Source organism: Dongia sp. agr-C8, from assembly GCF_054658695.1.
Map to the genome: position 1 here is coordinate 83,389 of NZ_BAAGHZ010000004.1, position 19,979 is coordinate 103,367.

Sequence of the window (19,979 nt, forward strand, 5' to 3'; positions counted from 1 at the left end):
GACCGAAGGATGGCGCCACTCAACGGGGTGCCCCTGATAGGGGGCTGAGAGATGCGACGGATCGCCTCAACCCGATGAACCTGATCCGGTTAGCACCGGCGGAGGGACATGAGTCAGCGATCCGAATCCCACATTCGCTGCTTCCTGTGCCCGCTGTCGGCAGAGGAGGTCTTCGCCATGCGTCTCTCGGCCCGTCTCGCATTCATCGCTTTCGCGTCTTTCACCGGCATCGCGTCCGCCGCGGCGGACGTGCCCAAGCTCACGGTCTATACCTACAGCTCCTTCGTCGCGGAATGGGGGCCGGGCCCGAAGATCACGCCGGTCTTCGAGCAGCAATGCGGCTGCAAGATCGAATGGGTCGGGGTCGGCGACGGCGCCGGCCTGCTGGCCAAGCTGAAGCTCGAAGGCGAGAAATCGCCGGCCGACATCCTGCTCGGCCTCGACACCAGCCTGACCGCCGAGGCGGCGGCGACCGGCCTCATTGCGCCGCACGGCATCGATGCGAGCGCGCTGAAACTGCCGGTCGCCTGGGACGACAAGGACTTCGTGCCCTATGACTATGGCTATTTCGCCTTCATGTGGGACACACAGCAGCTCAAGGAGCCGCCGCAGAGCCTCGCCGATCTCACGAAACCGGGCACCGAGCCGAAGCTCCTGCTGGAAGATCCGCGCACCAGCACGCCGGGCCTCGGGCTGATGCTCTGGCTGAAGTCGGTCTATGGCGACAAGGCCGCGGATGCCTGGAAGGGCATAGCGCCGAAGATCCTCACCGTCTCCAAGAGCTGGGACGAGGCCTATGGCCTCTTCACCAAGGGCGAGGCGCCGCTGGTGCTCTCCTATACGACGTCGCAGGCCTATCACGTGATGGCGGAGCAGACCGACCGCTACAAGGCGCTGGTTTTCCCCGAGGGCAACTATATGCAGATCGAAGTCGCCGGCATGCTGAAGACCTCCAAGCATCCGGAACTCGCAAAGCAGTTCCTGCAATTCCTGGTCTCCAAGGATTTCCAGTCGGTCATCCCGACCACCAACTGGATGCTGCCGGTGATCGACGGCGCGACGCCGCCCGAGTTCGCTACCGCTGTGCCCAAGCCGGAGAAGGCTTTGCTGCTGCCGGCGGAGGAGGTGGCGAAACATCGCGCGGCCTGGGTCCAGGAATGGCTGGAGGCGGTGGGGCAGTGAACCAGCTTTCGTCATGCCCGGGCACAGCGGACGAATGTCCGCATTCGCGGACGGTCCGGGCATCTTTCGCCGACTTGTGGGCCTTCGGCACGAGATCCCCGGGTCAAGCCCGGGGAAGACGATCAGACCCATGACCCTCCCGCGCATCGGTCTCCTTATCGCCGCGCTGATCACCGCGGCGATCCTGGCGGATTATGCGGCGCTGCTCTCCGGCGCGACGGCGGCGGACCTGCGGGACCTTGCGGGCGATCTCTATCTCCGCCGCGTGATCGGATTCACCTTCTTGCAGGCGACATCGTCGTCGCTGCTGGCGGTGGCCGCCGCGATCCCGGCGACGCGGGCGCTGGCGCGGCAAAGCGACTTCCCCGGCCGGAGTCTGATCCTGCAATTCTGCGCTTTGCCGTTGGTGATGCCTTCGGTGGCGGCGATCTTCGGCATCGTCGCGATCTACGGGCGGTCGGGCTATCTCGCCGAGCTTACCGGCTGGCGGCCGTCGATCTATGGCCTCACCGGCATCCTGATCGCCCATGTCTTCTTCAACCTGCCACTGGCGATCCGGCTGCTGCTGCCGGCCTGGAGCACCGTGCCGGCGGAGACTTGGCGGCTGACGGCGCAGCTTGGCATGTCGTCGGGCCAGGTGTTCCGGCTGATCGAACTGCCCCTGCTCCGGCAATATGCGCCGGCGGCGCTCGCCTTCATCTTCGTGCTTTGCTTCCTGAGCTTTGCGGTGGTGCTGACCCTGGGCGGCGGGCCGCGGGCGACCACGCTCGAAGTCGCGATCTACCAGGCGCTGCGCGCGGAGGTCGATCTGCCGCGCGGCGGCGCCTTGGCCTTGTTGCAGACCGCGGCCTGCCTGGTGATGGTCGCGATCGCCTGGGCCATGGGGCGACGGCTCGATTTCGGCCGCGGTACGCGTCTCGTCGGGGGCCGCTTCGACGGCATGAGTGTCGGCGCGCGTTTCCGCGACTTCGCGGTGATTGCGCTGGCGATCGGCTTCGTCGCCTTGCCGGTGGGTGCGCTGGTATTCGACGGCCTGCGCGGGCTGCTCATCGCGCAGCAGAATCTGTCATCTCTGCTCAAGGCGGCCTTGATCACGCTTGCACTCGGTGTGCCTTCGGGGCTGATCGCGACCTTGCTCGGTTATCCGATTGCCGTCGCTTCGGATCGCCTGCGCGCTTCGGCGCCCGCGGTGATCCTCATCGGCATTGCGGGATTGGCCGGTGTGATCGCCTCGCCGATGGCGATCGGTGCGGGCATCACTCTCGCGCTGACCGGTCGGGTCGATCTCTATGCGATCGCGCCGGCCGGCGTGATCGCCATGAACGCGCTGCTGATGCTGCCTTTCGCTGTCGGTGTGTTGCGGCCGGCGGTGGCGCGCAGCCATGCTCAGTATGACCGGCTCTGCACCGGTCTCGGCATCGCCGGCTGGAACCGCTTTCGCGTGGTGGATTGGCCGATGCTGCGCAAGGCGTTCGGCCTGGCTTTGGGCCTCACCACCGCGGCGGCGATGGGCGATCTCGCGGCAATCGCCTTGTTCGGCAACCAGAATCTCACCAATCTCACGCTTCTGCTCTACAATCAAATCTCGGCCTATCGCATGGACTCCGCCGCGGGCACGGCACTGGTGCTGCTGGCGCTCTGCCTCGCGAGCTTCGCGGTCATTGAACGGGGCGTGGGAGGCAGACGTGGCGTTTCTTGAGATCGACGGCCTCGCCTTCACCTACGAAGACCTGATGATGCGCTTCGACCTCGCGGTCGAGGCGGGGGAATGCGTCGGCATCGTCGGCCCGTCCGGCGCGGGCAAGTCGACCTTGCTCTCGCTGATCGGCGGCTTCGAGCAGCCGATCGGCGGCACGATACGGGTCGGCGGCGTCGACATCACGCGGCTGCCGCCGGCGGAACGGCCGGTCACCACTTTGTTCCAGGACTTCAACCTGTTCCCGCACCTGAGCGTTGCGCAGAATGTCGGCCTCGGCCGCAATCCCGGACTGAAGCTCGACGCGACCGATCGGGAGCAGGTCGCCTGGGCGCTGCACGAGGTCGGACTCGACGGCTTCGAGGCCCGGCTGCCGGGCCAGCTCTCCGGCGGCGAGCGCCAGCGCGTGGCACTCGCGCGCAGCCTGATCCGGCATCGGCCGCTGCTCCTGCTGGATGAGCCCTTCGCCGCCTTAGGGCCGGCGCTCCGGATCGAGATGCTGGAACTCACCGACACGCTGAGGCGGGCACAGGGCCTGACCGTGCTGCTGGTCACGCATGATCCAAGCGAGGCGGCGCGGATCGCCGACCGCACCGCCTTCATCGCGGCGGGAAAGGTGGTGATGGTCGGGCCGACCCGCGAAGTGCTCGCATCGGATCGGCCCGAAGTCAGGGACTATCTCGGCCGCTAGGCAGCCGCTTACTCGGCTGCCTTGGCCGGCTCGTAGCCGATGACGGCCTTCACTTCGAGGAAGTCGTGGATGCCCCAGTCGGCATATTCGCGGCCGTTGCCCGACTGCTTGTAGCCGCCGAAGGGCGCGAAGGTGTCCCAGGCCGGATAGTTGATCTTCACCTGGCCGGCGCGGATCTGGCGCGCGACCCTTGCGGCATGCTCGATGTCCTTGGACTCCACATTCGCCGAGAGGCCGTAGACCGTGTCGTTGGCGATGGCGATCGCCTCTTCCTCGGTCTTGTAGGGCAGGATGGCGATGACCGGGCCGAAGATTTCTTCCCGCGCGATGGTCATGTCGTTGCGGACATTGCCGAACACCGTCGGGCGCACATAGTAGCCGCGGTTGAGGCCGTCGGGGCGGCCGGTGCCGCCAGTCACGAGCGTGGCACCTTCCTTGATGCCGGCCTCGATCAATCCCTGGATCTTCTTGAACTGGGCCTCGCTCACCACCGGCCCGAGCATGGTCTCTTCCGACTTCGGGTCGCCGACCTTGTGCTTCTCCGCCGCGGCCTTGGCGATGACCAGCGCCTCGTCGTGGCGATCGAGCGGCACCAGCATGCGGGTCGGGGCGTTGCAGGACTGGCCGCTGTTGTTGAAGCAGGCGTAGATGCCCTTCTTCACGGCGGGCTCGAAATCGGCATCCGGCAGGATCAGGTTCGGCGACTTGCCGCCCAATTCCTGCGAGACGCGCTTCACCGTGTCGGCGGCCGCTTTCGCGACCAGGATCCCGGCGCGGGTCGAGCCGGTGAAAGACATCATGTCGATGCCGGGATGCGCCGACATCGGCGCGCCGACCGACGGACCGTCGCCGTTGATCAGGTTGAAGACGCCGGCCGGGACGCCGGCTTCATCCATCACCTCGGCGAAGATGATGCCGGTGATGGGGGCGATCTCGCTGGGTTTGAGGATCATGGTGCAGCCGGCGGCGATCGCGGGGCCGACCTTGCAGGCGATCTGGTTCAACGGCCAGTTCCAGGGCGTGATCAGCCCGACCACGCCGATGCCCTCGCGCACCACGCGGGTGATGCCGCGCTGCTCCTCGAACTCCATCTGCTCGAGCGCTTTCAGGGTGGATTCGAGATGCGCCTTGCCGGCGGCGGCCTGGGAATGGCGCGCCATGGCGATCGGTGCGCCCATCTCGGCCGAGACCGCCTGGGCGATGTCCTCGGCGCGCTTGTCGTAGGCGGCGATGATCTTCTTCAAGAGCGCGACGCGCTCGGCCTTGCTGGTCCGCGAGAAGGCGGGGAAGGCGGCGCGGGCGGCGGCGACGGCCTTGTCGACATCCGCCGCGGAGCCGGCGGAGATCTTGGTGAAGGCTTCCTCGGTCGCCGGGTTGACGACGTCGATGGTCGCCGGCTTCACGGGATCGACCCATTGGCCGTTGATGTAGAATTTCAGATGGTTGGACATTTTCGGTTCCTTGGCGGAGAAATTCTAGGGAGCGAGCAATGCCTGCAGCTGCGCGTCGGTGAGGGCGAGGCGATAATAGTTGCGATAGAAGCCGCGCACGTCGGCAGCAAGGTCGCGCTTCGGCTCCTGGGGATAGAGCAAGGCCGAGAGCCATTCAAGCCCGATCAGCCGGTTGACGCCGGGCGGCGCGCCGAGCCAGCCCCAGGGCAGCCCGGGCTCGGCAAAGACCCGCCCCGCCGCGACCGCCGGGACCGCGCGCCATTTCGGATCGGCCGCGATCATCCGGGCGATTTCCGCCGTCGAGGCGATGACGACGTCGGGGTTGAAATCCGCGACTTGGCCGGGTGTGACGTTTCCATGACCGCTGGCCGAATGCTCGCCCTTAAAACCGACCGCGCCGAGCGTCGCCAGGATGGCCGGGTCGATCCCGCGTAGGTTCCCCGAGGACGCATCGCGGCTTTGCGCATAGTAGACACGGCCCGGGCGGATTGCGGCACTTGCCCGCGCGGCGATGTCGTCCAGCATCGACGTGGTCTGCAGGGTGAGCAGGTCGCCGCGCATCCCGGCGCCCAAAAGCTCGGTCAATTGCGCGTAGAGCGCCGGCATCTGCGCAATGCCGCCATCCAGCACGACATAGGGAATGCCGGTCTCGCTCTGGATCCTGTCGGCGCGTTCCCGATATTGCGGTTCCAGGTCGCCGATATCGACGATGAGATCGGGCTTCAGCGCCTTGACCGCGGCGGCATCGAGATCGGTCTCCTTGCCGGTCAGGCGGCCGGCGACCGGCAGGCTGCGATATGTTTCGCCGATGAATTCTTTCTGCTCGTCGGCCAGGGGCTCCGCCCAGCCGATCATCTTCTCCGGCGCGAGCGTGTAGATCGCCACCGCCGCCGGCGGCCCGGCCGGGAGGACGCGCGCGACCGAATCCGGCAACGTCACCGTGCGGCCGAGGGAGTCGGTGAACTCGCCGGCCTTCGCCGGCGCCAGCCGGGCGATGACCGCGAGCGCGACAAGCGCTAAAACCATTACTCGGCGCATGGGGGCTTCCGCAAGGACCGCTCGATATGGCGTCTGAAATATATCGCGGCGCCGCGGCCGACCACAAGGTCGGCAAAGCCGTTACTATCATGTTGAAAGTCAGTATCGGGCGATACTATATCCAGACCCCAGCCGAAGGAGAGAGCGCATGGCCGTCGCAGATCCCGTCGTCATCGTTTCCGCCGTCCGCACGCCGCTCGGGCGCTTCCTGGGCGATTTGTCGCCGGTGACCGGTCCCGCGCTCGGCGCCCGGGCGATCAGGGCGGCGCTCGACCGCGCGGGTCTCGGCGGCGACAAGATCGATGAAGTGCTGATGGGTTGCGTGCTGCCGGCGGGGCAGGGCCAGGCGCCGGCGCGCCAGGCCGCGCGTGCCGCCGGCTTGCCCGATGCCGTCGGGGCCACGACGGTCAACAAGGTCTGCGGCTCCGGCATGAAGGCGACCATGCTGGGCCACGACCTGCTGCGCGCGGGATCGGCGGGCATCGTCGTCTCGGGCGGCATGGAGTCGATGACCAACGCGCCCTATTTGCTGGCCAAGGCGCGGGGCGGCTATCGGGTCGGCCATGACCGCATCCTCGATCACATTATGTTGGACGGTCTCGAAGACGCCTATGAGCAGGGCGTGCCGATGGGCGAGTTCGGCGAACGCGCGGTGCAGGCCTTCCAGTTCAGCCGCGCCGACCAGGATGCCTATGCGGTCGAGACCCTCACGCGCGCCCGCAAGGCGATCACCGAGGGCGCCTTCAAGGCGGAGATCGTGCCGGTCGCGGTTCCGGCGAAAGGCGCCACGCAGTCGATCGAGAACGACGAGCATGCGATGAAGGTTTCGCCGGAGAAGATTCCGAGCCTGCGGCCCGCCTTCCGCGCCGACGGCACCATCACCGCGGCCAGCGCTTCCGCCAATGCGGATGGCGCCGCGGCGCTGGTGCTGACCACACGCTCGCGTGCCGAGAAGGAGGGTTTGCCGATCCTGGCCGAGATCAAGGGCCATGCGACCCATGCTCAGGAGCCGGCCTGGTATACGACGGCGCCGATCCCGGCGATTCGCAAGGTCCTGGAGAAGAGCGGCTGGTCGGTCGGCGATGTCGATCTCTTCGAGATCAACGAAGCCTTTGCCGTGGTGGCGATGGCCGCCGCCAAGGACCTCGCCATTCCGCGCGAGAAGCTCAACATCCATGGCGGCGCCTGCGCGCTCGGCCACCCGATCGGCGCCACGGGCGCGCGCATCATCGTCACCCTGCTGCATGCCTTGCAGCGCTACGACCTGAAGCGCGGCGTCGCCTCGCTCTGCATCGGCGGCGGCGAGGCGACGGCGGTGGCGATCGAGCGGGCCTAGCCCACCTTCCCCGGCCGGTTCTTGCGGATGATCGCGATGATGATCGAGGCGAAGCCGACCGCCCGCGCCAGATAGATCAGCGGCTCGGTCTCCTCGGAGAGGTGGCCGAGCCCGAGCAGCAGGCGCATGGCTGCGTCCACGGCAAACGAAAAGGCGAAGAACAGGAAGAAGGAGTCCTGGGTCTGGCGCCAGAAGCGCAGGAAGAACAGCATCGCCACGAAGGAGGCCATGGCGACGGTACCGTTCAGGACCGGTGCTAGGTTGCTCATGAGTTGGAATCCCAGATGAGGCCGAACAGCAGGATGATCATCGAGACGAGCGCGACCAGCGTGCGCGCGATCGAGAGGTCGTCGCCCGGCAGCGCCACCTTGTCGATCACCAGCAGCAGGTTGTTGACGGTCAGGCCGGCGAAGCAGAGCCCGCTCCAGAGCAGCAGCCGGTAGCGGCTGCGCCGGTAGCCCCGGAGCAGCAGGATGGCGCATCCGAGGGCGGTTAAAGCGCAGAGGCTGTAGATGATCGCGGACATTACTTGTCTCTCTTGATCTTGAAAGCTTCGGCGAAGGCGCGGATGCCGCGCGGCTTGGCATGAATGAGATTGGTGATCGGAATGAGCTGCCGGGCATAAGCCTCGGCCAGCTGGTCGACGATCGGGCTCTGCCTGCCTGCCCGATCGTAGCGATAGGACTCGTCCTGCGCGACGGCGAAGTCTTGGGCGACCAGATGGGCGAAGATTGCCGCTGCCTCGGCCTCGTTGACATAGAGCCGCCGGGCCAGCTGCGCGACATCCCAGGCCTTCTCCGGGTCGGCGCGCAGCAGCAGCAGGGCCTCGAGCTGGCCCACGGAATCGATGCTCCTGACAATGAAATCCCGCAGCTCGGCGGGAATTCCGTCGTCGGTCATTTACCCAGAACTCCCCGACGGCGCCGGCGAGGCGCCGATTCAGCACCAATGCGTCAGCGGGGCGAGGGTTCCCTGCGACGATCGGCGCGGGGGATCCGGGGATCAGTGCGTGGACTTTGGTACGCGGCCGAAGGCTTCGCGGAGCTTGTCCTTGGCGCGTTCGAGGGTCTTGAGGCGCGCGGCGCTCAAGTTCTTGCCGGCGCGGTTGATGTAGAAGGTCAGCATCGACATGGCCGAGCGGAATGGCGGGGATTTCCGCCGATGGCTGCGCTCGGCCGAGCTTTTCAGCGACCGGGCGATGGCGGTCGGGCTGCGCTGCTTGAAGACGCTGTCCTCGAGCGTCATGGCATCGCTGCGCTCGGTGACGCGAGCCGACCATTTGCGGGTCCCGGTCGTCTTTCGGGTCGTCTTGCGCGCGGTCTTGCGACGCGTCGTCTTGTTGCGGGCGGTTTTGCTTCTCGAAGCGGCCATGGCTGCCTCCATTTTCGTTCTCCGGAGCCAACGCCCGCGCCGGTGCGGCGTTGCATCACCAACGGCCCTTCCGGCGATTCCAGGCATAGAGCAGGTCGGCGAAGCGATCGTAACCGAAGCGCGAAAGCTGGATCAGGCCGGGCAGGCCGAAAAGCCGTCCAAGCCAGGTTTCACCCGGCGTCCTGAGCCAGATCGCGACCGCGCAATCGGCCCCGACAAGGAGCCGGCCCTCGGCATCGACCGCATGCAGGCGCCGCCGCACATCCTCAAGTCCGGCGCCGAAGCGGGCGAGGGCGTCGGGTTCGAAGTTGATGTCGCGAAACTCGATCGCGCCCGCCCGTGCCGCTTGCAGCAGGCGATTGCGCTGCCGGTCGATCCCGGCGTTACAGACCGGACACTTGGTGTTGTACCAGACGGTGAGCTTGGGAAGGCTGGTCATTCATCGACCCGGCGTATGGGCACGCAGGAACGCAACTATCGTCGGGATGATATCCGCTGCGAGCGGCAGGTCGACGGCACCATAGGTCGCGATGTTGGCGGCCAGGTCGCCGCTCGCCACGCGCTTCAGCACATGATTGGCGTCGGGGATGATGCGGAGTTCCGCATCCGGCTTCGCGGCTTTGAGGCGCTTGGCGTCGCTCATCGGTACCTGCAAGTCGCAGGCGCCTTGCAGAATCAGCAATGGCTTCGAACAGGTCGCGACGAGAGCCGCGGGATCATAGCTGAAGGCGTCGATCAGGAAGCCCTGCACCTTTGGCCTGAACAGCGCCTGCAGGGCGGGGTTCAGGCTCGCGCCATCCACCCGCTCGCCTGCCTCCAGCCGATCGATCGCCTTCTCGGCCTCGGTGAGAATTGGCGCGTTGGCCGGATTTGCGCGCAGCTGCTGGCGGAGGACTGCGCCTAACGGCTGACCCGGCACCGCGATCAGGATCAGGCCGCAAATATCGGGGGCGCGCTGCGCAGCGGCCAAGGCAGTGAGGCCGCCCTCGCTGTGGCCGAGCAGCCAGACGGCGGAGATGCCGGTTTGCCGACGCAAGACTTCCCTCCATGCATGCACGTCATCGGCATAGTCGCGGATGGTGACGGCATCGGCATCAGGGATGGCCGCGGCGCTGCCGAACAGGCCGCGCTTGTCGATGCGGAGCGACGCGATGCCTTCCGCGGCCAGGCCCTGGGCCAGCAGCCGGTATGTCGAAGCGCGCACGCCCATCGTATTGTTGCCGTCGCGGTCGGTCGGGCCGGAGCCGGGGATGATCAGAACCGGCGGCGATGTCGCGCCATCGGGGGCGAGCAAGGTGCCGCGCAGCGGGCCATTCGGTCCGGGGGCTTCAAGCTCGACCATCATCTCCTGCTCGAGATCTGAAACGCGTTGTCGTCCGGATCCTTGCCATCGCAAAAATCGAAGGTGCCGGCCGAGAGGATCTTGCCCATCTTGGCGCCGCGGCGGGTGAGTGTCGCGCACGCGGCCGCGACGTCCGCGGCGTAGAAAGCGAGCTTCGGCGGCCGGTTGCCGACTTTCGACCGGCCTTCATGCAGGGCAATGGCGCAGCCGCCGGCGCGATACTCGCGCCAGCCCTTTTCGCTGTTGGCCAGCTCGAGGCCGAGCACCTCGCCATAGAAGCGGCTCAGCGCTTCCAGGTCGGCGGTGAAGAGAATGATTCGTCGCAGTTCCAGCTTCATCGGATTCGCTTTCGTCAGGCTGCTGACGCGACCGCAACACGGACCTTTTTTATGCGCAAGCCTCGGCTGCGCGCCTTGACAGCTTCGCCGGATCAATGGCTTAATCACACTACCGAGCTGTATACAGCATGCCGGCATTGTCGTTTGGCCGACTGTCGGCATAGGCTCGGGAAAAACAGGCGGCCCGCACCAACCGGGACCGGAAACAGGGTTGAAAATCAGGGAGAGGGTTCATGGAATTGACGAGAAGGACCGCTTTGTCGGTCGCATTGGCGGCTGCCGCAAGCTTCGCCGTTGCAAGCGCGGCCATGCCCGCCTCGGCGGAGACGGTTCTCAAGCGCGGCATCGGCGCCACCATCGGCACGCTCGATCCGCAGGTCAATTTCCTCGCCTATGAAGGCTGGATACAGGACGACATGTATGAGGGGTTGATCACGGCGGGGGCCGATGGCGAGCCGACGCCGGGCGCCGCCGAGAAGTGGGACATCTCCGACGATGGCCTCACCTACACCTTCCATCTGCGCGACGGCCTCAAATGGTCCGACGGCTCGCCGCTGGCGGCGCAGGCTTTCGTCGACGCGGTCGCGCGGACGCTCTTGCCGGAGACCGCCTCGGAGAAGAACTACATCTTCACCTCGACCATCTCGGTCGCCGGAGCTTCCGCCTATACCGACCCTGAGAACAAGGATGCGCGCGATCCGAAGACCCTCGGCATCAGCGCGCCCGACGACAAGACCGTCGTCATCAAGCTTGATAAGCCGGCGCCCTACATGCTGTATCTGATGAACAGCTTCTACATGGCGCCGCTGCACAAGCCGAGCTTCGAGAAATTCGGCAAGGATTTCATCAAGCCGGAGAACATCGTCTCCAACGGTCCCTATCACATGGTCGAGAACGTGCCGCAGTCGCACGTGACCCTGGTGAAGAATCCGAACTATTGGAACGCGGCCAACGTCAAGATCGACAAAGTCACCTACATCATCACCGAGAACGACGCGACCGCAATCAAGCTGTTCAAGACCGGCGAGCAGGACATCACCTACGACATCCCAAGCGACCAGCTCGATGGGCTGAAGCAGGAACTCGGCGACCAGGTCCGCACCACCAACAGCACCGAGACGGTCTATTTCAGCTTCAACCTCACCAAGCCGCCGTTCGACAACATCAAGGTACGCCAGGCGCTCTCGATGGCGATCGATCGCGACACCATGGTCAACAAGGTGGTGAAGGGCGGTTACGTGCTGAATTGCGGCTACGTGATTCCGGTCCCGGGCTATGATGCGCCGAAAGTGCCGGAATGCGGCATGGACAAGGCAGCGCGCGTGGAGCAGGCCAAGAAGCTCTTCGCCGAAGGCATGGCCGAGGCGAAGATGGACAAGCTCAACTTCAAGATCGAGGCATCCAACAACGCCGCGATGAGCAAGTTCGCCGAGACCGCGGCGGTGATGTGGAAGCAGACCCTCGGCGTCAACGCTACGGTCAACGCCCAGGACCGCGACGCCTGGCTCTCCGCCTTCACCGCAGGCGGCTGGGACGTGTTCATGGATGATCTGGTCGGCGACTTCGCCGGGCCGGAGACCTTCCTGGCCTACATGGATCCCCGCGCCGAAGCCGGCTACAACTGGAAGAGCGAGGAGTTCGAGAAGCTCTACGACAAGGCGGTCGCAATCACCGACCAGGCCGAGCGCTACAAGGTGCTGGCCCAGGCGGAGAAGGTGCTGCTCGATTCCTACCTGACCGCGCCGATCGCGGCGGCACCGCAGCGCAACCTGGTCCGCTCCAACGTCAAGGGCTGGGTTGACAACCCGACCGGCTGGCACGGCACGCAGTTCATGTCGCTCGAATAATGCGAATCCGGGAGCAGGGCGTGGATGCCGCCACGCCCTGTTTCGTTTCTAGGCCCGCCTGAATGTGGAGCTATGCGTTTCGCCGTGCGATCGGCAGCGTGCCGACGCTGTTCGCGCTGGCGGTCATCACCTTCTTCATGATGCGCGTCGCGCCCGGCGGTCCGTTCTCCGGCAACCGCCGGGTCTCGCCGGAATTCGTGAAGATGGTCGAGGATGCCTACCATCTCAACGATCCGCTCTGGGAGCAGTTCTGGCGCTGGTTCGTCGGGGTGCTGCAGTTCGATTTCGGGCCGTCGCTGAAGCTCAAGGACTACAACGTCGCCGAGCTGATCGCGATCGGTTTCCCGACCTCGCTGGAGGTCGGCGCCTGGGCGATGCTGCTCTCGACGGTCGTCGGCATCGCGCTCGGCATCGCCGGTGCGCTCCGCCGCAACGGGCCCATCGACTATTCCGCCGGCGCTGTCGCGATGGTCGGCGTCGCGGTGCCGATCTTCGTGATCGGCCCATTGCTGCAGATCGTGTTCGGCCTGCAGCTCCATTGGCTGCCGGTGGCGCGCTGGGACGACAGCTGGCAATGCCGCGTCTTGCCGGTGCTGACGCTCGCCTTGCCCAACATCGCCTACGTCTCGCGGCTGATGCGCAGCTCCATGATCGAGACTGCACGCACCAACTACGTCCGCACCGCGCGGGCCAAGGGCATCGGCGAAAGGCGCACGATCATCAAGCACGCGCTGCGCGGCGCCATCATGCCGGTCGTCGCCTATCTCGGACCCGCGACCGCGGTGACCATAACCGGCTCGGTCGTGGTCGAGAACATCTTCAGCATTCCCGGGATCGGCCGCTATTTCGTGCAGGGCGCCGAAGGCCGCGATTACCCGCTGATCATGGGCGTGACCCTGTTCTACGGCGCGATCGTCATCCTGGCCAACCTGGTGACCGACATCGCGCGCGGCCTCTTGGACCCGAAGGTGAGCTATGAATGATCTCACCTTCAATCCCGGCGGGCTGCCGGGAACACCGCCGCTGAGCCCGACGGACGAGGCCATGCCGGTCGGGATCAGCCCGTTCAAGGCGTCGGCGCGGCGCTTCGCCAAGAATCATCTGGCGGTGCTGAGCTGCGTCATCCTGCTCGTGATCGTGCTTGCGTGTTATGTGGGACCGTTCTTCTTTCCCTTCACCAGCGAGGACGCGGATTTCGAGAACATCTCGGCGCCGGTCGATCTCTTCACCGCGCATCCCTTCGGCACCGACGATCTCGGCCGCGACCTGCTGCTCCGCACGCTCGACGGCGGCAAGGTCTCGCTGGCGCTGGGCTTCTTCGGCGCCATGGTCTCGGTGTTGATCAGCGTCATCTACGGCGCCACCGCCGGCTATGTCGGCGGCTGGCTCGACGACATCATGATGCGCGCGGTCGATATCCTGCTCTCGCTGCCGTTCATCTTCCTGGCGATCCTGATCAAGGTCGTGCTGCAGGATTCCGGCCTGCATCTGGGGCCGATTCCGCTCGACAGCCCGAACATCTCGCTGTTCATCGCCGTCGTGTTCACGCTCTGGCTCACCCCCGCGGTGATCGCCCGCGGCCAGGCGGTCAGCCTGCGCAGCCGCGAGTTTGTCGAGGCGGCGCGGGCCGGGGGCATGAATGCCTGGCAGATCATCACCCAGCATATCGCGCCCAATTCGGTGAACGTGGTGATCGTCTATTCGAGCCTGCTGGTGCTGGAGGCGATCCTAACCGAATCCTTCCTTTCCTATCTCGGCATCGGCGTGGCGCCGCCTTTCGCCAGCTGGGGCTCGCTGATCAACGAGGGAGCCGACAAGATCGAGACCGACATCCGGCTGCTGATGGTGCCGGGCGGCTTCCTGGCCGCGGTGCTGTTCTGCCTCAACTACATTACCGATGGCTTGCGCGATGCCTTCGACCCCAATGAGCGCTGAACGCGCCGCAGCGACCGACGCCGGCCGGCCGATCTTGTCGGTCGCGGAGATGTCGGTGCAGTTCAAGCTGCCGCAAGGCTGGATCACCGCGGTCGATCGCGTGAGCTTCGATCTCAAGCAGGGCGAGATCGTCGGCATCGTCGGCGAATCCGGATCGGGCAAGAGCCAGATCCTGCTCTCGCTGATGGGCCTCTTGGCCAGCAACGGGCGCTGCTCGGGCAGTGCGGTGTTCGAAGGCCAGCAGCTGCTGAATCGAGCGCCGAAAGAGTTGGACGCGATCCGCGGCTCGGCGATGTCGATGATCTTCCAGGACCCGATGACCTCGCTCAATCCCTATATGCGGGTCTCGGACCAGCTGACCGAGGTGCTGATCGCGCACCAGGGTAAGTCGAAGGCGCAAGCCGAGGAAGTCGCGATCGAGATGCTCGACCGGGTGCGCATCCCGGAGGCGCGGCGGCGCATCCGCATGTATCCGCACGAATTCTCCGGCGGCATGCGGCAGCGGGTGATGATCGCGATGGCTTTGCTCTGCCGGCCCGAGGTGCTGCTCGCCGACGAGCCGACCACCGCGCTCGACGTGACGGTGCAGGCGCAGATCCTGGAGCTGATGGCCGAGCTCGCGCGCGACATGAAGACCGCGGTTGCGATCGTGACCCACGATCTCGGCGTGATCGCCCGGCTTTGCGACCGGGTCATCGTGCTCTATGGCGGGCGTATCATGGAGCAGGGGAGCGTGGATGAGATCTTCTACGATCCGAAGCATCCCTACACCAGGGGCCTGCTCGCTTCGACACCACGGCTGGACGAGAAGGTGCATGGCGCGCTGAAGACCATTGCCGGCCAGCCGCGCGCCGCCATGGGCGAGATTCCCGGCTGCCCCTTCGAGCCGCGCTGCACGCTGAAGACCGAGCGCTGCAAGGTGGAGATGCCGGCGCTCCTCGGCCAGGGTCGCGCCGTCGCCTGTCATGAGAGCAAGGTGTGAGATGGCGGCCCCTGTGATTCAAAGGGATGCGCTCCTTTCCGTCGAGGACCTGAAGGTTCATTTCCCGATCAAGGGCGGCGTGCTCGGCACCACCTTCGCGCATGTGCGCGCCGTGGACGGGGTCAGTTTCGCGCTCAAGCCCGGCGAGACCTTGGGCATCGTCGGCGAATCCGGCTGCGGCAAGTCGACGCTCGGCCGCGCGGTCTTGCGGCTGATCAAGAGCACCGAGGGCCGCGTGGTCTGGGCCGGGCGCGACCTGTTCGAGCTCGGCGCCAGGGCGCTGCGCAACGAGCGGCGGCAGATGCAGATCATCTTTCAGGACCCGCTGGCCTCGCTGGACCCACGCATGTCGGTCGAGGCAATCATCGCCAAGCCGTTGCGGATTTTCCATCCCGAGATTGGCCGCGCCGAGGTCCGCCAGCGCGTGTTCGAGACCATGAACCAGGTCGGCCTCGCGGCCTCCATGGCCAACCGCTATCCGCATGAATTCTCCGGCGGGCAGTGCCAGCGCATCGGCATCGCCCGGGCGATCATCCTGAAACCGAAGCTGATCGTCTGCGACGAGCCGGTCTCGGCGCTGGACGTCTCGATCCAGGCGCAGATCATCAACCTGCTGATGGAGCTGCAGCGCGAGCTGGGTGTCTCGCTGCTCTTCATCTCGCACAATCTCGCGGTGGTGCGGCATATCAGCCATCGGGTGATGGTGCTCTATCTCGGCAAGGTGATGGAGATCGCCGAGCGCGACGATTTCTACGCGCGGCCGCTGCATCCCTATTCGCAGGCGCTGATCTCCGCGGTGCCGATCGCCGATCCGAAAGTGGAGCGGGGCCGGCCGCGGGTGCTGCTGCAGGGCGACATCCCATCGCCGATCAACCCGCCGAGCGGTTGTCGCTTTCGTACCCGCTGCCCGAAGGCGACGCCGATCTGCGCCACGCAGGAGCCGGCGATGCGCGACTACGGCAGCGGGCATTTCGCGGCTTGCCATCACATAGGGGAATGATTCCACAGCCGTCATCCCCGGGCTTGACCCGGGGATCTGTCAGACTAGAAACAACGGCACGAGATGCCCGGGTCCCGTCCGCGAAGCCCGGGCATGACGCCCAAAAGAATGAACATGCCCATCGATTTCTCCCCATACGACGCCTTCCTCGACCGGCTGTTGAAAGTGCCGCAGCTTTACGGCGCGAAGATCTCGCCGGATGGAAAATCCGTGGCCTGGATCTGGGCGGGGCTGGCGGAGACGACGCAGCTCTGGGTCACCGCGGCGAGCGGCGCGGAGACCCCGCGTTGCCTGGTCGCCGACGAATGGGATTGCGATTCCTTCCGCTGGGCGCCGGACAGCGCCGGCATCGTCTACGCGCGCAGCCAGGACGGCGACGAGCGCGTCGGGTTGCACCAGGTGTTCCTCGACGGGCGACCGACCGTCGCGCTGACCGAGGATCGGCCGGATTATTACATCCATGGCGGCCAGCTGGCGAAGGACGGGCGGACCCTGCTGTTCTCAGCCAATGTCGATGAAGACGGCCGCGAAATCGAGCCGACCCTGGTCTATGTACAGGACGGGCCGAAGGGGAAGCGCCGGGTGCTGGCGCGGCCGCAACGCGCGCATTACGGCTGGCCCTTGCTTTCGCCCGACGATCGGCATGTGCTCTACGACCGCAACGACCCGCATCCCTCCGGCAGCCAGCTCTGGCTGACCGACCTCGCCGGCAGCTTCGACCGCGAGATCGTCAATGTCGGACCCGAGAAGAAGGCCGACGGTGCCTGGTCGCCCGACGGGAAGTGCATTCTCGTCGTGGCCGAGGCGGAGACGCATCGCCGGATCGGCCGCTGGACCCTCGCCGATGGCAGGCTCGACTGGCTGGTCGACGATCCGAGACGGGCGGTGGCCAATGCCGACTGGCCGAAGCGCTCGACCGAGATCGTGGTCGATGAAACCCAGGATGCACGCCCGAAGAGCACGCTGCTCGATCCGGTCTCGAAGCGCGAGCGGCTGTTCGGTCCCTTCACCGACGGCGCGCTGACCCCGGTCGGGCCGCTGGCGGATGGTCTCTGGCTCGCCTGGCATTACAGTGCCCGGGTGCCGGCGCGGCTGGTGCGCGTCGCGCTCGAGGCCGGCGGCCCGCGGATCCTCGGCGCGATCTCCACGCATCCCAGCGCTGCGATCCCGGCGCCGGACGAACTGGTCGCGGCGGAAGACTTCCGTTGGACCTCGGAGGACGGGCTGCCGATCCAGGGCTGGCTCTACCGCGCGCGCGGCGAAGCGATCGGCACGATCCTCGATGTCCACGGCGGACCGACCGCGCATGACGAGGATGCCTTCGGAATCGACCCGCAATATTTCGCGCGCTGCGGCTTCCATGTGCTGCAGACCAACTACCGCGGCTCGACCGGCTTCAGTTTCGCGTTCCAGGAATCGATCAAGCTGCAGGGTTGGGGCGGGGCCGAGCAGATCGACATCCGCACCGGCGCCGAGGCGCTGATCCGCGCCGGCATTGCCGCGCCGGGCAAGGTCGGCATCACCGGCACGTCTTATGGCGGCTACTCCTCCTGGTGGGCGATCACCCATTTCCCCACGGAGATCATCGCCGCCGCCGCGCCGATCTGCGGCATGACCGATCTCGTGGTCGACTACGAGACCACGCGGCCCGACATCCGGCCGTATTCCGAGGAGATGATGGGCGGCTCGCCCAGCGCGGTGCCGGAGCGCTATTACGAGCGTTCGCCGATCAACTTCATCGACGATATCCAGGGCAGGCTGCTGATCGTGCAGGGTGCCAACGACCCCAATGTGACGCCGGAGAACGTCGCCGAGGTCAGGAAGCGGCTCGACGCCGCGGGCAAGAAATACGAGGTGCTGGTGTTCGACGACGAAGGCCATGGCATCGGCCGGCCGGCCAACCGCCGGGTTTTGCTGAAGCGTTTGGCGGAATTCTTTGCTGCGGCTTTCGCATGAAGGTCGATGATCTCGCCCGCAGCTGGGCGCGCTATCCGATCCTGTGGTCGCCGCGGGTCTCCGGCGACGGCAAGTGGCTGGCCTGGACCTGGACCGGCATCACCGAGACCGGCGAGGTCTGGATCGCCCCGACCGACGGGTCCAAGGCGCCGGAGCGGCTGACTCAGGGCAAGGACCATTTCTATGTCCGCAGCCTGTCGCAGGACGGCGGCCAGCTGATCCTCGCGCAGTCGATCGGCAGCAACGAGCATGACCGGTTGTTCCGCCTCGACCGTAGCAACCGGGTGCTCGAGGCGCTGACGCCGCTGCAATCCACCGGCTATGTCTTCGGCGGCGCGCTGACCGAGGACGGCGGCTCGGTCGTCTACGCCTCCGACCTCGAGGACGGCCGGGCGATCGAGGGCAGCCGGATCCAGCTCCTCGATCTCGCGACCGGCCGCACCCACGTGCTGGCGCATGCGCAAAGCTTCTACGACATGGAACCGGAAATCTCGCCCGACGGCGATCTCGTGCTCTACGGCACCTACGACGCCGATCCGGGCGGCAACCAGATGTGGGTGGTCGGCATCGACGGCACCGGCAATCGCGAAGTGCTGAATGCCGGCGCGCGGTTCAAGACCCGGGCGCATTGGCTGGGCCAAGGGTCCCAAGGGGGGAGCCGGCTGCTGGTCCAGGCCGAGGCCGAGAGCCACGAGCGGGTCGGCCTGCTGGACCTCGAGACCGGCGCGCTGCGCTGGCTGATCGACGACCCGCGCCGCAACATCGACGCCGTCGTGGCGGGCCAGGACGGGCGCAGCGCCATGATCCTCGAATACGAGGACGGCCGGTTGATGGCGAAATGGCTCGATGTCGAGACCGGGCTGGAGCAGCTCTTCGTTCTGCCGGAATCCAGCCTGAAGCCGATCGCGCAGCTGCCGGGCGGCGACTGGATCTGCGAGCGCTACAGTTCGGCGCGCGGGGCCGACCTGGTGCGGATCGAGCCGGTCACCATGCGCGTCACCAATCTCACCCGCAGCAGCGAGCATTTCCAGGGCAGTCATCATCGGGCCCGCGACTTCCGCTGGACCTCGCGCGATGGTCTGCCGATCCAGGGCTGGCTCTACGAGCCGGAGGGCGAGTCCCGCGGCCTGGTCGTCAACGTGCATGGCGGGCCGACCTGGCACAGCGAGGATTGGCCGACCCCGACCATCCAGTTCCTGGTCGCGGCCGGCTTCACCGTGCTCGACCCGAACTACCGCGGCTCGACCGGCTTCGGCCGCGCCTTTCGCGAGGCGATCAAACGGGACGGCTGGGGCGGGGCCGAGCAGGACGACATCCGCACCGGCATCGAGGCGCTGATCGCCGCCGGCAAGGCGGAGCGCGGCAGGATCGGCGTCATGGGCCTTTCCTATGGCGGCTACTCATCCTGGATCGCCATCACGCGCTTCGCCGACCTGGTCGATGCCGCGGTGCCGATCTGCGGCATGTATGCGCTCGACGTGGACTACCACGCGACCGAGATGCCGCATGGCCGCGCCTATTCGATCGAGATGATGGGCGGCACGCCGGAGCAGGTGCCGGACCGCTATTTCCGCGCCTCGCCGCGGAACTTCATCAAGAACATCAAGGGCAAGCTGCTGATCGTGCATGGACTGGCCGACAGCAACGTGTCACCGGAGAACACCAGGCTCGCCTGCCGCGACCTGATGGCGGCGAAGATCCCCTTCGACCTCATGACCTTTGATGATGAGGGCCATGGCATCTATAAGGCAGGCAACCGCGAGAAGCTGCTGCTCCGTATTGAGCGGTTCTTCTCCAAGGCATTCAGGGTTTGA

General features: G+C 66.2%; 20 protein-coding genes and 1 riboswitch. Of the genes, 11 read left to right on the top strand and 9 right to left on the bottom strand.

The annotated features are described in order from the left end of the window. Positions 1-13: 13 nt before the first annotated feature. Positions 14-125, top strand: a riboswitch (TPP riboswitch). Positions 126-177: 52 nt separating this feature from the next. From thiB to thiQ, 3 genes are all read left to right on the top strand, one after another. Next, positions 178-1,182, top strand: a complete 1,005-nt coding sequence (gene thiB, locus ACYQ4T_RS20605) for a thiamine ABC transporter substrate binding subunit (protein WP_459858275.1) — start codon at positions 178-180, stop codon at positions 1,180-1,182. Positions 1,183-1,312: 130 nt separating this feature from the next. Then, a complete protein-coding gene (locus tag ACYQ4T_RS20610; protein ID WP_459858277.1) occupies positions 1,313-2,881 on the top strand; it encodes an ABC transporter permease family protein in 1,569 nt (522 codons plus the stop codon). After that, the gene (thiQ, locus tag ACYQ4T_RS20615; RefSeq protein ID WP_459858279.1) at positions 2,868-3,569 is read left to right on the top strand and encodes a thiamine ABC transporter ATP-binding protein; all 702 of its coding nucleotides are present in this window, start codon (positions 2,868-2,870) and stop codon (positions 3,567-3,569) included. Before ACYQ4T_RS20610 ends, thiQ begins: the two co-directional genes overlap by 14 nt. An 8-nt stretch (positions 3,570-3,577) precedes the next feature. Here thiQ and ACYQ4T_RS20620 read toward each other — a convergent pair whose 3' ends face one another. Both ACYQ4T_RS20620 and ACYQ4T_RS20625 read right to left on the bottom strand, forming a co-directional pair. Beyond that, positions 3,578-5,020, bottom strand: a complete 1,443-nt coding sequence (locus ACYQ4T_RS20620) for an aldehyde dehydrogenase family protein (protein ID WP_459858281.1) — start codon at positions 5,018-5,020, stop codon at positions 3,578-3,580. Positions 5,021-5,044: 24 nt separating this feature from the next. Further along, entirely contained in the window at positions 5,045-6,046 is a 1,002-nt protein-coding gene (locus ACYQ4T_RS20625) for an ABC transporter substrate-binding protein (RefSeq protein ID WP_459858283.1), read from the bottom strand. Positions 6,047-6,206: 160 nt separating this feature from the next. On the opposite strand from ACYQ4T_RS20625, the gene ACYQ4T_RS20630 reads away from it, so the two are divergent. Further along, the gene (locus tag ACYQ4T_RS20630) at positions 6,207-7,394 is read left to right on the top strand and encodes an acetyl-CoA C-acyltransferase (protein WP_459858286.1); all 1,188 of its coding nucleotides are present in this window, start codon (positions 6,207-6,209) and stop codon (positions 7,392-7,394) included. Here ACYQ4T_RS20630 and ACYQ4T_RS20635 read toward each other — a convergent pair. The 7 genes from ACYQ4T_RS20635 to ACYQ4T_RS20665 form a co-directional block, all read right to left on the bottom strand. Then, the gene (locus tag ACYQ4T_RS20635; RefSeq protein WP_459858288.1) at positions 7,391-7,663 is read right to left on the bottom strand and encodes a DUF5985 family protein; all 273 of its coding nucleotides are present in this window, start codon (positions 7,661-7,663) and stop codon (positions 7,391-7,393) included. The two genes, ACYQ4T_RS20630 and ACYQ4T_RS20635, sit on opposite strands and share 4 nt — an antisense overlap. Then, positions 7,660-7,920, bottom strand: coding sequence for a DUF5985 family protein (locus ACYQ4T_RS20640; protein WP_459858290.1), 261 nt, complete (start codon positions 7,918-7,920; stop codon positions 7,660-7,662). Before ACYQ4T_RS20640 ends, ACYQ4T_RS20635 begins: the two co-directional genes overlap by 4 nt. Then, complete coding sequence (locus ACYQ4T_RS20645) at positions 7,920-8,294, bottom strand: hypothetical protein (RefSeq protein ID WP_459858292.1); 375 nt, start codon at positions 8,292-8,294, stop codon at positions 7,920-7,922. Before ACYQ4T_RS20645 ends, ACYQ4T_RS20640 begins: the two co-directional genes overlap by 1 nt. A gap of 102 nt (positions 8,295-8,396) precedes the next feature. Continuing rightward, positions 8,397-8,765, bottom strand: a complete 369-nt coding sequence (locus ACYQ4T_RS20650; RefSeq protein WP_459858294.1) for a DUF3175 domain-containing protein — start codon at positions 8,763-8,765, stop codon at positions 8,397-8,399. A gap of 55 nt (positions 8,766-8,820) precedes the next feature. After that, positions 8,821-9,204: a thiol-disulfide oxidoreductase DCC family protein gene (locus ACYQ4T_RS20655; protein WP_459858296.1), complete on the bottom strand. Its 384-nt coding sequence runs from the start codon at positions 9,202-9,204 to the stop codon at positions 8,821-8,823. Beyond that, complete coding sequence (locus ACYQ4T_RS20660) at positions 9,205-10,110, bottom strand: alpha/beta hydrolase (RefSeq protein WP_459858298.1); 906 nt, start codon at positions 10,108-10,110, stop codon at positions 9,205-9,207. It lies immediately after the preceding gene. Continuing rightward, positions 10,107-10,445 (bottom strand): VOC family protein, encoded by a 339-nt coding sequence (locus ACYQ4T_RS20665; RefSeq protein WP_459858300.1) that lies wholly within the window; start codon positions 10,443-10,445, stop codon positions 10,107-10,109. The genes ACYQ4T_RS20660 and ACYQ4T_RS20665 overlap by 4 nt, the downstream gene beginning before the upstream one ends. Positions 10,446-10,678: 233 nt before the next feature. On the opposite strand from ACYQ4T_RS20665, the gene ACYQ4T_RS20670 reads away from it, so the two are divergent. From ACYQ4T_RS20670 to ACYQ4T_RS20700, 7 genes are all read left to right on the top strand, one after another. Next, positions 10,679-12,292 carry a peptide ABC transporter substrate-binding protein gene (locus ACYQ4T_RS20670; RefSeq protein WP_459858302.1) on the top strand — a complete coding sequence of 538 codons (1,614 nt, stop codon included), beginning with the start codon at positions 10,679-10,681 and terminating at the stop codon, positions 12,290-12,292. A gap of 62 nt (positions 12,293-12,354) precedes the next feature. After that, positions 12,355-13,275: an ABC transporter permease gene (locus tag ACYQ4T_RS20675; protein ID WP_459858304.1), complete on the top strand. Its 921-nt coding sequence runs from the start codon at positions 12,355-12,357 to the stop codon at positions 13,273-13,275. Then, positions 13,268-14,227 (top strand): ABC transporter permease, encoded by a 960-nt coding sequence (locus tag ACYQ4T_RS20680; protein WP_459858306.1) that lies wholly within the window; start codon positions 13,268-13,270, stop codon positions 14,225-14,227. Before ACYQ4T_RS20675 ends, ACYQ4T_RS20680 begins: the two co-directional genes overlap by 8 nt. Continuing rightward, entirely contained in the window at positions 14,217-15,209 is a 993-nt protein-coding gene (locus ACYQ4T_RS20685; protein WP_459858308.1) for an ABC transporter ATP-binding protein, read from the top strand. Before ACYQ4T_RS20680 ends, ACYQ4T_RS20685 begins: the two co-directional genes overlap by 11 nt. A 1-nt stretch (position 15,210) precedes the next feature. Then, on the top strand, positions 15,211-16,209 hold the full coding sequence (locus ACYQ4T_RS20690) for an ABC transporter ATP-binding protein (RefSeq protein WP_459858310.1): 999 nt from the start codon (positions 15,211-15,213) through the stop codon (positions 16,207-16,209). Positions 16,210-16,323: 114 nt separating this feature from the next. Next, the gene (locus ACYQ4T_RS20695) at positions 16,324-18,165 is read left to right on the top strand and encodes a S9 family peptidase (protein ID WP_459858312.1); all 1,842 of its coding nucleotides are present in this window, start codon (positions 16,324-16,326) and stop codon (positions 18,163-18,165) included. Further along, entirely contained in the window at positions 18,162-19,979 is a 1,818-nt protein-coding gene (locus ACYQ4T_RS20700) for a S9 family peptidase (RefSeq protein WP_459858314.1), read from the top strand. The genes ACYQ4T_RS20695 and ACYQ4T_RS20700 overlap by 4 nt, the downstream gene beginning before the upstream one ends.

Coding starts and splice junctions, on each gene's coding strand:
- ACYQ4T_RS20620 (WP_459858281.1), bottom strand. CDS start 5,020: ATGTCCAACCATCTGAAATTCTACATCAACGGCCAATGGGTCGATCCC.
- ACYQ4T_RS20635 (WP_459858288.1), bottom strand. CDS start 7,663: ATGAGCAACCTAGCACCGGTCCTGAACGGTACCGTCGCCATGGCCTCC.
- ACYQ4T_RS20650 (WP_459858294.1), bottom strand. CDS start 8,765: ATGGCCGCTTCGAGAAGCAAAACCGCCCGCAACAAGACGACGCGTCGC.
- ACYQ4T_RS20645 (WP_459858292.1), bottom strand. CDS start 8,294: ATGACCGACGACGGAATTCCCGCCGAGCTGCGGGATTTCATTGTCAGG.
- ACYQ4T_RS20695 (WP_459858312.1), top strand. CDS start 16,324: ATGCCCATCGATTTCTCCCCATACGACGCCTTCCTCGACCGGCTGTTG.
- ACYQ4T_RS20690 (WP_459858310.1), top strand. CDS start 15,211: ATGGCGGCCCCTGTGATTCAAAGGGATGCGCTCCTTTCCGTCGAGGAC.
- ACYQ4T_RS20660 (WP_459858298.1), bottom strand. CDS start 10,110: ATGATGGTCGAGCTTGAAGCCCCCGGACCGAATGGCCCGCTGCGCGGC.
- ACYQ4T_RS20610 (WP_459858277.1), top strand. CDS start 1,313: ATGACCCTCCCGCGCATCGGTCTCCTTATCGCCGCGCTGATCACCGCG.
- ACYQ4T_RS20625 (WP_459858283.1), bottom strand. CDS start 6,046: ATGGTTTTAGCGCTTGTCGCGCTCGCGGTCATCGCCCGGCTGGCGCCG.
- ACYQ4T_RS20655 (WP_459858296.1), bottom strand. CDS start 9,204: ATGACCAGCCTTCCCAAGCTCACCGTCTGGTACAACACCAAGTGTCCG.
- ACYQ4T_RS20685 (WP_459858308.1), top strand. CDS start 14,217: ATGAGCGCTGAACGCGCCGCAGCGACCGACGCCGGCCGGCCGATCTTG.
- ACYQ4T_RS20680 (WP_459858306.1), top strand. CDS start 13,268: ATGAATGATCTCACCTTCAATCCCGGCGGGCTGCCGGGAACACCGCCG.
- ACYQ4T_RS20670 (WP_459858302.1), top strand. CDS start 10,679: ATGGAATTGACGAGAAGGACCGCTTTGTCGGTCGCATTGGCGGCTGCC.
- ACYQ4T_RS20640 (WP_459858290.1), bottom strand. CDS start 7,920: ATGTCCGCGATCATCTACAGCCTCTGCGCTTTAACCGCCCTCGGATGC.
- ACYQ4T_RS20700 (WP_459858314.1), top strand. CDS start 18,162: ATGAAGGTCGATGATCTCGCCCGCAGCTGGGCGCGCTATCCGATCCTG.
- ACYQ4T_RS20665 (WP_459858300.1), bottom strand. CDS start 10,445: ATGAAGCTGGAACTGCGACGAATCATTCTCTTCACCGCCGACCTGGAA.
- thiB (WP_459858275.1), top strand. CDS start 178: ATGCGTCTCTCGGCCCGTCTCGCATTCATCGCTTTCGCGTCTTTCACC.
- ACYQ4T_RS20675 (WP_459858304.1), top strand. CDS start 12,355: ATGTGGAGCTATGCGTTTCGCCGTGCGATCGGCAGCGTGCCGACGCTG.
- ACYQ4T_RS20630 (WP_459858286.1), top strand. CDS start 6,207: ATGGCCGTCGCAGATCCCGTCGTCATCGTTTCCGCCGTCCGCACGCCG.